The sequence below is a fragment of the Lentzea rhizosphaerae genome, assembly GCF_042649515.1.
GTDB lineage: Bacteria > Actinomycetota > Actinomycetes > Mycobacteriales > Pseudonocardiaceae > Lentzea > Lentzea aerocolonigenes.
Map to the genome: position 1 here is coordinate 15,213 of NZ_JBHRZI010000038.1, position 12,709 is coordinate 27,921.

The window sequence follows — 12,709 nt, forward strand, 5'->3', positions numbered from 1 at the left end:
AACGACACTCCACTCGACACACTCGTCCCGGCGTGAGATACCGGTCGAGCAGGGCTGACGAGGTGCGCTGCCACCCCGCCGAGATCAAGTTCGTCGAGCGGCTCCCCGTTCTGCCGACCGGAAACTCTTGACAGTCATCTGGTTGGGAGCCGCAGTCGCTTGAGCGCGAGTGCGTTGAGAGCGACGATCACGCTGGACCCGGACATCGACAGAGCGGCGATCTCGGGACGCAGCATCAGGCCGAAGGCCGGAACGAACACGCCGGCCGCGATGGGCAGCGCGATGGTGTTGTAGCCGATCGCCCAGCCGAGGTTCTGCCGCATCTTGCGCAGGGTGCCGCGACCGATGCGCAGCGCGATCGGGACGTCGAGCGGATCAGAGCGCATCAGCACCACGTCGGCGGTCTCGATGGCCACGTCGGTCCCGGCACCGATGGCGATGCCGAGATCGGCCTGGGCCAGCGCGGGAGCGTCGTTGACACCGTCGCCGACCATGGCGACGCGCCGGCCGCTGGACTGCAACTCGGCCACCTTCGCAGCCTTGTCCCCTGGCAACACCTCGGCGATCACCGTGTCGATGCCGAGCTGCGCGGCGATGCGTTGGGCGGTGGCGTGGTTGTCGCCGGTCAGCATCACGACTTCGACGCCGAGGTCGTGCAGCGCCTGAACGGCCGCGACCGAGGTCTCCCTCGGCGCGTCGGCAATGCCGATCACTCCGGCGGGCACACCGTCGATCGCGGCCAGCACCGCGGTGCGGCCGGTGGCGGCGAGCTCGTCCCGGCGGCTCGCCAACGGGCCGAGCTCCACGCTTTCCCGCTCGAGCAGCCGCCGGTTGCCGACGACCACACGCCGGCCGTCGACCTCCGCGATCGCTCCGTGCCCCGGGACGTTCTCGAATCGAGCCGCCCGCAGCCCGTCGAGGTCTGCGGCGCGGCGGACGATGGCCTCGGCGAGCGGGTGCTCGGACTCGCGTTCGACGGCGGCGACCAGGCGCAGCAGCTCGTCCTCGCCGAAGCCGTCGGTGATCACGTCGGTGACCTCCGGCTCGCCCTTGGTCAGGGTGCCGGTCTTGTCCACCACCACGACCTCGATGCGGGCGGAGGTCTCCAAAGCCATGGCGTTCTTGAACAACACCCCGCGTTTCGCGCCGAGGCCGGTACCGACCATGATCGCGGTCGGGGTGGCGAGGCCGAGAGCGTCGGGACACGTGATCACTACGACGGTGATGGCGAACAGCATGGCCGTGGCGAACGAGGCACCGGACAGCAACCAGGCTGCGAGCGTGAGACCTCCGCCGACGAGCGCCACGAACACCAGCCAGAAGGCCGCCCGGTCCGCGAGTCGTTGGCCAGGAGCCTTGGAGTTCTGGGCCTCCTGCACGAGTTTGACGATCTGCGCGAGCGCGGTGTCGGAGCCGACCTTGGTCGCCCGGACCCGCAGGGTGCCGTTGGCGTTGATCGTGGCGCCGACGACGATCGAGCCCGGAGCCTTGTGCACGGGCAGGCTTTCGCCGGTCACCATCGACTCGTCGACCTCGGACTCGCCCTCCTCGACGACGCCGTCCACCGCGATCTTCGCGCCGGGCCGCACGAGCAACAGGTCACCTACCACGACCTCGGCTGTGGGCACCTCGACCGGTTCGCCGTCCCGCAGCACGACCGCCTTCGGTGGCGCCAGGTCGAGCAGCGTGCGGATCGCGTCGTTGGCGCCGCCGCGGGCGCGCATCTCGAACCAGTGTCCCAACAGGACGAAGGCGGCCAGCACGGTCGCGGCCTCGTAGAAGACCTCTCCCCCGCCGGTCAGCGTGATGACCACCGAGTACAGCCAGCCCGCGCCGACGGCGACGGCCACGAGCACCATCATGTCGAGTGTCCGGGCCCGCAGCGCCCTCCAGGCGCCGTCGAAGAAGATCCAGCAGGAGTAGAAGATCACCGGCAGGCTCAGCAGCAGCGACCACACGTCCGCGCGCGTTCCGAACGGTGTCGGGAGGTGCAGTCCGAACACCTCGGTGCCGATGGGCGACCACAGCACGATCGGGATCGAGAACAGCACCGCCACGAGGAACCGGTTGCGCATGTCGGCGACCATCGCGGCCATCGACATGCCCGCGTGCCCGCCGTGGCCCATCATCTCGTGCGGCGAGTGCTCGGCTCCCGGTTCCGCGGTGGGATCGCAGATGTGGTTGGGGACCGACTGGCCGGCGCAGTGGTAGCCGCAGTCGATCACCCACTGACGCAGTTGTGCCACGGAGGTCGTGTCCGGGTCGAAGTGCACGGTCGCGGTCTGTGCGGCCGGGTTCACCTCGACGTGGTGCACGCCGGGTTGCCTGCCGAGCTTGGCGTTGACGACGTTCTGCTCGGTGGCGTAGTGCAGTCCGCTGACGTCCAGCACCACGGAGTTCATCGCTGCTCCTCGTAGCCGAGCACGGCCATCATCCCGGCTTCGGCGTGGTAGGCGTTGTGGCAGTGGACCATCCACTGGCCGGGGTTGTCCGCGTCGAACTCGCACGCCACGGTCTGGCCGGGGAGCACGACGGCGGTGTCCTTGCGCGGACCGTTCAACTGGAACGTGTGGCCGTGCAGGTGCATGGGGTGCCACATCATCGTGGTGTTGACGAACTCCAGGCGCACGCGCTGTCCACTTCGGACCCTTTGCAGGCCGTCCGAGCGGCCGTTGATGCCCCACTCGTAGCTCATCATGCCCCCGGTCAGCTCCAGCCGGTGCACCACGTCCGGCTTCCGCGAAGGCAGCGGTGTGGTCGCCTTGAGCTCGTCGTATCCCACGACCTTGCCGCGCAGTTCGGCCGGCCGCACGTCGGGCACCGGCGCGGTGCCCGCACCGGTGCGCACGACGGCCAGTCCTGCGCCGCTCTTGCCCTCCGCTACGGCCACGAGCGGAAAGACACCATCAGCCAGCGTGACCAGCACGTCGTAACGCTCACCCATGCCGATGACCAGGGCGTCGGTGTCCACCGGGACGACGGGGACGCCGTCGGTGTGCGTGACCGTCATTCGGTGTCCGGCCAGCGCGACGCGGTAGGCGGTGTCGGCACCGGCATTGATGAGCCGCATGCGGACACGTTGGCCGGGTTTCGCTGCGAACGTGAGGGGCGCAGACGCGACACGGCCGTTGATCAAGTGGTGCGGATGAGCCACGTCGCCGCCGAGCGCGGACGCACCGTGCATCATGTGACCGCCGCGCTTGCGCAGGCCGGCGAGCACCTGGTCCGGGTCGGTGCCGGTGCCGTCGAGCCAGTCGTCCAGCACGACCACCCACTCTGCGTCGTACGCGCCCGGTTCGGCCGGATCCTCCACGATCAGCGGGGCGTACAGGCCGCGATCGAGCTGGGTGCCGGTGTGCGGGTGGAACCAGTACGTGCCCGGAGTCGGAGCGATGAACCGGTAGGTGAAGTCCGCACCTGGTCTGATCGCGGCCTGGGTGAGCGGAGGCACGCCGTCCATGTCGTTGCGCAACGCCGGACCGTGCCAGTGCACCGACGTGTCCGCGGGCAGCCGGTTCACCAACCTCGCCTCGATCAGGTCCCCGGCGCCGACGCGGATCTCCCGGCCGGGCAGCACCCCGTCGTAGGTCCAGGTGCGCACCACCGGGCCACCCAGGTCGATCTGGCCTTCGGTCGCAGTCAGCGTGACCGCACGGGTGCGGCCGGTGCCTCCGCGGGCCGTCTCGGTGCGCTCGACCAGTGGATCCGTGGGCAGGACCAGCGGGTTCTCGGCGGCGGTGCAGCCGGCGATGCCGAGAACGGTCGCGCCGAGAAAGGCCCGGCGGGTGAAGGGGCTCATGCGGTCGCCTTCCGGAACAGCCAGGTCGCCAGCACGCCGAGCCCGAGCAGCCAGCCCAGCCCCGGCAGCAACGCCCCGGTTTCGTCGAAACTCGTGGTCAGCCCGCCGTCGAGCAGCACGCGATCGGCGCCGTAGCCCGGCAGGAAACGCGCCCAGTCCGGTGGTTCCGCCCGCAGCATCGGGCTCTGCGCGATGCCGATGTCGAGGAACGGCACCAGGAACGCGATCAACACTCCGGACACGCGACCGAAGACCGGTCCGATGCACACCCCGATCAGCGCGTAGGTCGCCGCGAGCAACGCGTTGCCGCCCGCGTAGACCGGCCACTGCTCCGCGTCGAACACGGTCGCGGTGACCAGCAGCGACGCCGCGGTCACCAGCAGGACGGCGCAACCGATCACGCCCAGGCGCGCGGTGAGCAGTGTGGGCGTGCGGAAGCCGGCGAGGGTGAGGCGCTGGTCACCCGCGCGGGCGTCGAGGACGATGAACAACCCTGCGAGCGCAGCCAGTGAGGCGATGGCGATCGGGGTCATCGTGCCGGCGTGCACGTCGGGCAGCCAGAACGAGAACGGGCGCCGCACACCGTCGTCCACCAGGGACAGCACCATGGTGTCGTCGGGTGTGATCACCTTGGACAGCCAGATGAACACGACAGGCACCGCGACGAGCAGTACCCACAGCACCGGGTTGCGCCGGTAGTCACGCAGTCCCATGCGCAACGCGATGATGAACTGCCCTGCCCGCACTCGACGTCGGCGGGCAGCTCTCGTGACCGCCGTGACCACCAGACACGCGAACACCAGCGCGCCGGCCGTCCACACGAGCGCCCAGCCGAGGTCGCTCACCTGGCCGCCGTGCCGGGACGGCAGGTCGACCATCCACAACGTGACGAAGTGGGTCGGCAGCCAGCGCGTCGCGAGCCGGTCCGGTGAGCCGAGCGCGGGCCCGAAGAACACGTCGAGGATCCAGACGAACAGGATCAGCACCGTGCCGTTGACGGGATTGCGCACCAGCACACCGGTGACCGCTCCGATCGCCAGGTAGATCACGGCGAACATCAGCGTCCCGGCGGCGACCCGCCCCGGCTCCTCGATCCCGGTCCTGGCGGCCAGCGCTGCCAGCGCGGCGGCGGAGGCCAGCGCGGCGAGTGCCAGACCAGTGGTGACCCGTGCGGCGACCAGTCGTGCGGCCGGCATCCCCGCGAGCACGAGCCTGCGGTCCGCGGCCCTGGCCGCCCGCAGCTGGAAGTACAGCGCGATGCCCGCGAGGAAGCCTGCGGCCCATCCTGCGGTGGCGGTCTCGACCGACGGCCCGGTCCCGCCGAGCAGCTCGGCGGCCTCCGCCATCGACCCGGCCGCGACCACGACGAACACCACCGGCACCAGCACGAGCACGAGCGGGTTGACCGGGTTGCGGGCGTAGTCGGCCAGGAAGCGGCGCACGAACGGCAGCGCGGTCATGTCCGGCCGTCCCGCAGGTGCACGATGCGGTCGAAGCGCTCCTCGTCGGCGACGAAGTGGCTGATGATCAGCACCGAGCGGCCCTGCTCACGACGACGTGCGACCAGATCCCAGAACCTCAGGTAGGTGTCCCAGTCGAACCCGGCGTAGGGCTCGTCCAGCAGCAGCACCTCGGGGTCGGCGAGCAGCGCGAGTCCCAGGTTCAGTTTTGCCAGCGTGCCACCGGAGAGCTGATCCGCACGGGTGGACGCGTAGCGCTCGAAGCCGAGTGCCGCGTAGAGCTCACGCCGCGACCGGCGCTCGGCCTCCTGGCTCATCCGGTAGGCCCGGCCGAACAGCTCGAAGTGTTCGTCGCAGGTGAGCCGCTCGTAGTACACCGGCTCCTGCGGGCAGTACCCGAGCCGGCCGGCGATCGACACAGTTCCCGCATCCGGCCGCAGAGCGCCGACGAGGATCTTCATCAGCGTCGACTTGCCCGAGCCGTTCTCCCCGACCAGGCCGACAACCTCACCGGGCAGCAGCGTGATGTCCGCGCCGCGCAACACGTTCTGGCGGTGTCGCAACCCGTGCCGATAGCTCTTCTCGATGCCGCTCGCCTCCAGCACGGCGGTTCGCACCGGTTGTGCGGTGGTGGTCATGGCGCGCTCCAGCTGCCGACGGCGTCCTGGGGAAGTCCGGTGATGCGCAGCTCCACGGCTGCTCCGGCGGGAATGGGCGTGGCGAAGCTGAGCGTGCCCTCGCGGTGGTGGCCGCCGGGGCCCTGCCCGTCCCAGCGGGCTCCGTTCACGCTCGTTCCGTTGACGGTCAGCCGAGCCGCGGTGGCCGGGTCGAGGCCGAGGTCCACGGTGTGGGTGTCGAACTTGATCCGGAACGTGGCGCCGGAGCCGTCCAGCGTCAGCGCGGTCATGGTGACCTCGACCTCGCCGGCCTGGACGGTCCGGCTGCCCAGCTCTACCTGACCTGGTTCGGGACGGGTGAGGAACCAGGCGACCACTCCGAGCACGACCAACGCGATCGCGACGACAACGGCGACTCCGCGCCACGACGTGGTGATGTGCACCATTCTGCTCACCGTCCAACCGGGACTGACGTGCGGCGCAGCCTGCGCGCCGCGAGGAACACACCGAGCGCGTTGATCGCGATTCCGATCGCCATGATCGGAATCCGGTACTCGGTCAGGAACACGGCGGCGCCGGACGCACCGATGATCGGCGCGAGGTCCGCGACGTGGTGGGCACAGCAGGCGATCATGCCGACGGCCGAGGCGCCCGCTCCGCCTCCGGTCGCGGCGCGCACGTCCGCGTGCAGTCGCTCACGCCGCCGCAACTCGACGAACAACCCGATCTGGGTGCCGAACCCGGACAGGATCAGCAGCAGCCACGGCCAGTCGTCGAGGGTCTGCTGCCCCAGGTGTGCGAGACCGCCGGCGAAGCCGACGACCACCGCGTAGAACAAAGCCAGGCCAGTGGCTCCGAGGATCCCGGCACAGATCGCTTTCGTGTTCATCGCCGGCTCCGGGCGCGTACAGCCGGAACTGCGCGCAAGCGTGGCAGGAAGGCCGGGGTCCGATCGGCGTACGCGGACCACTCCTCGCCGAACCGTTGTGCGACCTCGCGTTCCTCGCTTCGTGCAAGCCTCGCGTACACCACGACCAGGATGGGGAACATGATCAGCGTGGGAATGGTGGGCCACTGCAACAGGAAGCCGATCATCACCAGCAGAAAACCGTCGTACTGCGGGTGGCGCACCCGCGCGTAGGGGCCCGTGGTGGCCAGCCGATCTTCCTTGGCGGCTTCGTGCAGGCGAGCCCACGCAGCGGAGATCAGCCAGAATCCTCCGGCGATCGCGATGTAGCCGGCCAGGTGGAACGGGCTCAGGTGCGGATCACCGGTCCAGCCGGTGAGGTCGTTCCACAAGTGCCCGCCCGCGTGGGTGTCCTTCAGCAGCGGGAATCGCGAACCGAGCCAGGATCCGAGCAGGTAGATGGTCAGCGGGATGCCGTACATCTCGGTGAACAGGGCCACGAGGAACGCTGTGAACGCGCCCATCGCCCGCCAGTCCCGCTTGGTGCGCGGCCGGAAGAAGCTCGTCGCGAACATCACGAACAACGCGATGTTCAGGACGACCAGAGGCCACAGCCCGTAGGCGGCATCAGCCATCACGACCCGCCGGTGGTGTGGCGTTGATCGTGGTGCTGGTCGTCAGATCCACCACGGCCGCCGTGCCCACCCATCATGAACATCATCATCAGCGGGCAGGCCAGCACCAACAGACCGAACAGCATTGTCTGAAGGGGCACACCGGCGAAGGCGAGACCGACGATCAGGATCGCCAGGGCGATCGCGTACAGACCCAGCTGCTTGCGCTTCACGGCGTCCTCCTCATCCTCGACTGCTTCGAGAATCGCCGCCCGGAAAGCGGGTCAGCAGAGCAGCTCGTCGCCAGCGCGGAAGTCCGAAGGTCCCCGTCCCGAACGGGACTGAGACCCTGTCGAAACCTACGACGGATCTTAGGAGGTTTTCTAGCAGCCTAAAGGCATGGCTCGACCGGGAGCACTCAGTCAGCCGGACGGAGCCCTGCAAGGGTGACAGCGACGAGCCGGCGCACGGCGTCCTCGGAGGAGAGATTGCCCGCCGCGATGAGCGCGTGGACGCAGAAGGTCGCGAGCTCACCGGGCTCGACGTCGTCGCGAACCTCTCCGGCCTGCGCGGCGTCGGCCACGAGGTCACGGATCATGTCCTGGACTTGCGCCTGAGCGCCGGTGACCTGCTCGTCCCGGTGCAGGACGGCCATGAGATCGGCGTCGAAGTGCCCGCGCGACCGGCGCGAGATGTCCGCGAACCCTTCGAGCACCGCTTCCAGTCGCTCGCCAGGACCGGTCGCGCGGTCGCGAACCGCGATCAGGTGCGCGAGATGGTGTGCGATCCGCTCGCCGTGCCACGCGCGCAGGATCGACTCGACGTCCTGGAAGTACTTGTAGAGGGTCGCGCGGCCGATACCGGTTTGCTCCGCGATCTGCGACATCGTGACGTTGAGCAGTCCGCGCTCAGCGACCAGCGCCGCGGTGGTGTTCAGGATCGCGTGTCGCACCTCCCGGCGGTGCGTCTCGATCGTCTCGTTCCACAGCTTCGGCACAACCACATCCTACGGGATCGAGACACTATGTATTGAGAAAGACACACTGTCTCGTAAACTGTTCTGCATGGCTGACACACCCCGCTGGGCGAAGATCATGTGGATCGTCGTGGCCGTCGTCGTCGCACTGGTCGTCGTGGCGCTCCTGCTCCCGATCGAGCACGGCCCTGGAATGCACCGATGAGGCCACGGGCCCGCAAGGTCGCGCTCACCGCACACATCGGCGCTTCGGTCGGCTGGTTCGGCGCGGTGCTGACGTTTCTCGGACTAGCGCTCGTGGGTGTCACTGCGGAGGACGACCGGCTGGTGCGCGGCGCTCACCTCGTCGCGGAACCCGTGGTCTGGTACGTGATCGTTCCGTTCGCGGTCGCCTCACTGCTCACCGGATTGATCTCGTCCTCGGGTTCCGCCTGGGGTCTGTTCCGGCACCACTGGGTGCTGCTGAAGCTCGTTCTCAACGCGTTCGCGACGGCGGTCTTGCTGCTCTACACGCAGACCGTCGGTCAACTCGCGGACATCGCCGGGGACTCCGCCGCGGACATCGGGCCGCTGCGGTCGCCGACGTTCGTGCTGCACTCCGCCGGAGCGCTCGCCCTGCTGGTCGTGGCATTGGTGCTCGCGGTGTACAAGCCGCGTGGTGTGACCCGCTTCGGCAGGTCAGCGTGACGCGAGGGCCGGAAGCAAGGTCGCTTCGAGCACACCGGCGGCCTCTTCGGCAGCGAGGCGACCGGCGTTCACGTCGTCGGCTGCGGCGTGCAGCAGGCTGTAGACGGTCGTGACCAGCCAGGCCATCGGCAGGTCTGAGCGGAACACGCCCTCCTGCTGTCCGCGGACCAGCAGCGATTCGACGTGGTCGACGACCTCGCGGTGACGTTGCCTGAGCCGAGTGGCGCCGAGCTCGCGCTGAGCCAGGTCGAAGAGTTTGCGGTGCTGGTCCAGCTCGTGCCAGGACGACTGCAGGAGGCGCCGCAACGCGTCTGTGGCAGGACCCTCACCCGGAGTCACCTTCTCGATCACCTCGCCCGCCGCCGCGATCGTGCGGTCCAGCACGGCTTCCAGCAGGACCTCGCGGGACGGGAAGTGGGCGTAGAGGGTGACGCGGCCGACGCCGGCGGCACGCGCGATCGCCGCCATGCTCGCCTGCGGATCCTCGGTGAAGGACACGAGGGCCGCGTCGAGGATGGCGGCGATGTTGCGTTCGGCGTCGGCGCGGCGCCGGGTCTGCGTGGTGGCCACGACCGAGAGCCTACGGACCTCAGTGCGCGAACACCGGGCCGTCCGTCGCGGGTGGCCGTCCGGCGGGCACGAGCAGGGTCGCACCGACCGCGACCACTGCTGCCACGACTGCGGTCGCGGTGAACGCGGCACCGAACCCGGTCACGCCGCCGCCTTGCAGGCTCTGCGCGGCGATCGTGGACACGAAGGCGATGCCGAGCGTGGCACCCAGCTCGTGGCCGGTGTTGACCAGTCCGGACGTGGCGCCCGCGTCGTGCGGGCCGACGTGCGCCATGGCAGTGGTCGTGGCCGTGACGAACGCCGCGCCGAGCCCGAGGCCCGAGATCAGGAAGCCGGGAAGCACTGCCAGCACTGCATTTCCGGACGCGGGGACCTGAGCGAGCAACACCGCCCCGACGGCAGCGAGGCCGAACCCGGCCGCGACCGCGGGGCGTCCACCGAACCGGCTCACCACGCGCACACCCAGGTGGGTGCCGAGGCCGATCACGAGCGCGACCGGCAGGAAGATCAGCCCGGTCTGCAACGCGTCGAGTCCCAGAACGTGCTGCAGGTACTGGGAGTTGAGGAAGAAGTTGCCCAGCAGCAGAGCTGACGCCGCCAGCATCACCAGGTTGCCCGCGACCACCGGCCGCCTGCCCAGCAGCGACAACGGAACCAGCGGGCGGGCGGCCCGGCGCTCGACGAGGACGAACACCGCCAGCAACGCCACTCCCCCGGCCAGGAACCACGGCGTGCTGCCGCCGCCCCAGCCCGTGTCACCGGCGCGCACCAACCCGTAGATCAGCGCTCCCACACCGAGAACCACGGTCAGCGCTCCTGGCACGTCCACACCGGACGCCGACTGTCCACTTCGGCCGGACGGGACCAGACGCGGCAGCATCACGGCGACGAGCACGCCGACCGGGACGTTGATGAAGAACACCCACTCCCAGCCGGGGCCGGCGGTGAACACGCCACCCAGCAGCACGCCCACCGCCGCACCGGCTCCGGCGATCGCCGCCCACACGCCGAGCGCGCGGTTTCGCTCGGGCCCGCGGAAGGTGGTGGTGAGGATCGACATCGCCGCCGGAGACAGCAACGCGGCACCAACGCCTTGTGCAGCCCGCGAGACCACCAGCGCCGTCGCACTGCCGGCCAGGCCGGACGCCAGCGAAGCGATCGTGAAGACCACCAACCCGGCCAGGAACACCCGGCGTCTGCCCACGGTGTCGGCCAGCCTGCCGCCGAGCAGCATCAGGCCGCCGAAGCACAGCGTGTACGCGGTCACCACCCAGGTCAGCGCCGCGCGGTCGAGGCCCAGGTCGATCGCCATCTGCGGGAGCGCGACGTTCACGACCGTCACGTCCAGGATCACCATGAACTGCGCCAGGCTCAGCAGCACCAGCACCCACCAGTTCGTTCGCACGGCCACGCCGGTCATGCCCACTCCTTAAGTTGAACATCACTGTTCGACTTAAGGTACGCCAGCATCCGCCACAAGTCGAACAGTGTTGTTCGAGTTAGTTGGGTTCGATACCGGTGACCAGGTTGAACGGGCCCCACGGCGTCGGAGATGACGCGGTCGCTCCAGCCGTGCTCGCGCAGCTCGTCGACGTCACGCGCGCCCTCGCTGTGCGCTTTGACGCGGTAGTGGTCGTCGCCCACCTGGCGTGGGCGACGACCGTGGACGAGGTCAGACCGCGGCCGTCTCGCGCTCAGGAGCTTCGGACCGGGCGCCTCGCACCGTCACTGCGGCGATCAACGCACCGAGGACGGCGATACCGGCGGCACCCACGAAGGCAGCCGAGATGCCGTCGGTCAGGCTGGTGAACGACGCCGCGACGGCGGTCATCGCGGCCAGGCCCAGTGCGGATCCGATCTGGTAGCTGGTGTTGACGATGCCCGATGCGAGGCCGCCCTCTTCGGGGCGCGCGCTGGAGATGGCGGTGCCGAGTGACGGGACGAACGCGAGCGACATGCCGGCCGCGGCGACCAGTGAGGCAGGCAGCACGTCGGCCCAGTAGGTGCCGTCGGGGCGCACGAGCGCCAGCCAGCCGAGGCCCGCCGCCAGCAGCACGAGTCCGGCGACGACCATCGGCTTGGCGCCGAACCGCGTGGTCAGGCGCGGTGCGACGGCGACCATCAGCAGCATGATCAGCACGGTCATCGGCAGCAACGCCGAACCGCTGGCGAACGCGCCCAGGCCGAGCACCTGCTGCAGGTAGAGGTTCAGGAAGAACCACATCGGGATCCACGCGCCGCCGAGCAGCAGCTGCGCGGTGTTGGCCGCGCCGAGGTTCGGCGTGCGGAAGATCGCGAGCCGCACGAGCGGTGCCTTCTTCTTCGCCTGCACGGCCACGAACACGCCGAGCAGCGCCACCGCCGCGGCCAGGCCGGCGATCGTCTCGACCGATCCCCAGCCCGCTTCCGGAGCACGCACGACGGCGTACACGGCGGCTGCGAGACCGGCGGTCACGGTGACCGCGCCGAGCAGGTCGGTCGAACCGCGTCCAGCGGCACCCGCGGGCATCAGCGCAGGGATCGCGACCAGGGCGATGACCGCGATCGGGATGTTGATGTAGAAGACCCACGGCCAGCTCAGGTACTCGGTGATGACACCGCCGAGGAACACGCCGGCCGTACCGCCCGCGGGAGCCGCGGCACCGTAGAGAGCGAGCGCCTTGCCCAGTTCCCGCGGTTCACCGCCGAACAGCATCATCAGCAGGGTCAACGCCGACGGCGCGATGAGCGCGGCACCCGCGCCCTGCAGTGCCCGTCCGGCCAGCTCGACCCAGATCTCGCCCGCCGCACCCGCGACGACCGAACCGATCAACAGCACGAACCATCCGGTGGCGAACATCCGCCGGGCACCGAACAGGTCGGACAACCTGCCACCCAGCAGCAACAGGCCGCCGAAGGCGACGACGTAGGCGTTGAACACCCAGGACAGGTTCTCCTGCGAGAACCCGAGGTCGGACTGAATTCGCGGCAGGGCCACCCCGATGATCGACGTGTCCATGATCACCACGAACTGGGCGGCCGCGATGAGCGCCAAGGCCCACCACCGCCGTTGCGATTGCTGCACCTCAGACATTTCGAT

At 69.4% G+C, this 12,709-nt stretch carries 13 protein-coding genes; 1 reads left to right on the forward strand and 12 read right to left on the reverse strand.

Annotation, left to right across the window (positions count from 1 at the left end; genetic code table 11):
• Positions 1–134: 134 nt before the first annotated feature.
• The 9 genes from ACFOWZ_RS39710 to ACFOWZ_RS39750 all read right to left on the reverse strand — a co-directional run bounded on the left by ACFOWZ_RS39710 (position 135) and on the right by ACFOWZ_RS39750 (position 8,394).
• Positions 135–2,402 (reverse strand): heavy metal translocating P-type ATPase, encoded by a 2,268-nt coding sequence (locus tag ACFOWZ_RS39710; protein ID WP_382379122.1) that lies wholly within the window; start codon positions 2,400–2,402, stop codon positions 135–137.
• Positions 2,399–3,799 carry a multicopper oxidase family protein gene (locus ACFOWZ_RS39715; protein WP_382379123.1) on the reverse strand — a complete coding sequence of 467 codons (1,401 nt, stop codon included), beginning with the start codon at positions 3,797–3,799 and terminating at the stop codon, positions 2,399–2,401. Before ACFOWZ_RS39715 ends, ACFOWZ_RS39710 begins: the two co-directional genes overlap by 4 nt.
• A complete protein-coding gene (locus ACFOWZ_RS39720; protein ID WP_382379124.1) occupies positions 3,796–5,259 on the reverse strand; it encodes an ABC transporter permease in 1,464 nt (487 codons plus the stop codon). Before ACFOWZ_RS39720 ends, ACFOWZ_RS39715 begins: the two co-directional genes overlap by 4 nt.
• On the reverse strand, positions 5,256–5,897 hold the full coding sequence (locus ACFOWZ_RS39725) for an ABC transporter ATP-binding protein (protein WP_382379125.1): 642 nt from the start codon (positions 5,895–5,897) through the stop codon (positions 5,256–5,258). The genes ACFOWZ_RS39720 and ACFOWZ_RS39725 overlap by 4 nt, the downstream gene beginning before the upstream one ends.
• The gene (locus tag ACFOWZ_RS39730; protein WP_382379126.1) at positions 5,894–6,322 is read right to left on the reverse strand and encodes a hypothetical protein; all 429 of its coding nucleotides are present in this window, start codon (positions 6,320–6,322) and stop codon (positions 5,894–5,896) included. Before ACFOWZ_RS39730 ends, ACFOWZ_RS39725 begins: the two co-directional genes overlap by 4 nt.
• 5 nt (positions 6,323–6,327) lie before the next feature.
• Positions 6,328–6,765: a hypothetical protein gene (locus ACFOWZ_RS39735; protein WP_382379127.1), complete on the reverse strand. Its 438-nt coding sequence runs from the start codon at positions 6,763–6,765 to the stop codon at positions 6,328–6,330.
• Complete coding sequence (locus tag ACFOWZ_RS39740; RefSeq protein ID WP_382379128.1) at positions 6,762–7,418, reverse strand: methyltransferase family protein; 657 nt, start codon at positions 7,416–7,418, stop codon at positions 6,762–6,764. The genes ACFOWZ_RS39735 and ACFOWZ_RS39740 overlap by 4 nt, the downstream gene beginning before the upstream one ends.
• On the reverse strand, positions 7,418–7,630 hold the full coding sequence (locus ACFOWZ_RS39745) for a DUF2933 domain-containing protein (protein ID WP_382379129.1): 213 nt from the start codon (positions 7,628–7,630) through the stop codon (positions 7,418–7,420). Before ACFOWZ_RS39745 ends, ACFOWZ_RS39740 begins: the two co-directional genes overlap by 1 nt.
• A 185-nt stretch (positions 7,631–7,815) precedes the next feature.
• A complete protein-coding gene (locus ACFOWZ_RS39750; RefSeq protein WP_382379130.1) occupies positions 7,816–8,394 on the reverse strand; it encodes a TetR/AcrR family transcriptional regulator in 579 nt (192 codons plus the stop codon).
• Positions 8,395–8,574: 180 nt separating this feature from the next.
• On the opposite strand from ACFOWZ_RS39750, the gene ACFOWZ_RS39755 reads away from it, so the two are divergent.
• The gene (locus ACFOWZ_RS39755; RefSeq protein ID WP_382379131.1) at positions 8,575–9,060 is read left to right on the forward strand and encodes a DUF2269 domain-containing protein; all 486 of its coding nucleotides are present in this window, start codon (positions 8,575–8,577) and stop codon (positions 9,058–9,060) included.
• Here ACFOWZ_RS39755 and ACFOWZ_RS39760 read toward each other — a convergent pair.
• From ACFOWZ_RS39760 to ACFOWZ_RS39770, 3 genes are all read right to left on the reverse strand, one after another.
• Positions 9,052–9,630: a TetR/AcrR family transcriptional regulator gene (locus ACFOWZ_RS39760; protein WP_382379132.1), complete on the reverse strand. Its 579-nt coding sequence runs from the start codon at positions 9,628–9,630 to the stop codon at positions 9,052–9,054. The two genes, ACFOWZ_RS39755 and ACFOWZ_RS39760, sit on opposite strands and share 9 nt — an antisense overlap.
• A gap of 19 nt (positions 9,631–9,649) precedes the next feature.
• A complete protein-coding gene (locus ACFOWZ_RS39765) occupies positions 9,650–11,050 on the reverse strand; it encodes a DHA2 family efflux MFS transporter permease subunit (RefSeq protein ID WP_382379133.1) in 1,401 nt (466 codons plus the stop codon).
• A gap of 252 nt (positions 11,051–11,302) precedes the next feature.
• Positions 11,303–12,703, reverse strand: a complete 1,401-nt coding sequence (locus ACFOWZ_RS39770) for an MFS transporter (protein WP_382379134.1) — start codon at positions 12,701–12,703, stop codon at positions 11,303–11,305.
• Positions 12,704–12,709: the final 6 nt, after the last annotated feature.

Coding starts and splice junctions, on each gene's coding strand:
- ACFOWZ_RS39710 (WP_382379122.1), bottom strand. CDS start 2,402: ATGAACTCCGTGGTGCTGGACGTCAGCGGACTGCACTACGCCACCGAG.
- ACFOWZ_RS39715 (WP_382379123.1), bottom strand. CDS start 3,799: ATGAGCCCCTTCACCCGCCGGGCCTTTCTCGGCGCGACCGTTCTCGGC.
- ACFOWZ_RS39720 (WP_382379124.1), bottom strand. CDS start 5,259: ATGACCGCGCTGCCGTTCGTGCGCCGCTTCCTGGCCGACTACGCCCGC.
- ACFOWZ_RS39725 (WP_382379125.1), bottom strand. CDS start 5,897: ATGACCACCACCGCACAACCGGTGCGAACCGCCGTGCTGGAGGCGAGC.
- ACFOWZ_RS39730 (WP_382379126.1), bottom strand. CDS start 6,322: ATGGTGCACATCACCACGTCGTGGCGCGGAGTCGCCGTTGTCGTCGCG.
- ACFOWZ_RS39735 (WP_382379127.1), bottom strand. CDS start 6,765: ATGAACACGAAAGCGATCTGTGCCGGGATCCTCGGAGCCACTGGCCTG.
- ACFOWZ_RS39740 (WP_382379128.1), bottom strand. CDS start 7,418: ATGGCTGATGCCGCCTACGGGCTGTGGCCTCTGGTCGTCCTGAACATC.
- ACFOWZ_RS39755 (WP_382379131.1), top strand. CDS start 8,575: ATGAGGCCACGGGCCCGCAAGGTCGCGCTCACCGCACACATCGGCGCT.
- ACFOWZ_RS39765 (WP_382379133.1), bottom strand. CDS start 11,050: ATGACCGGCGTGGCCGTGCGAACGAACTGGTGGGTGCTGGTGCTGCTG.
- ACFOWZ_RS39770 (WP_382379134.1), bottom strand. CDS start 12,703: ATGTCTGAGGTGCAGCAATCGCAACGGCGGTGGTGGGCCTTGGCGCTC.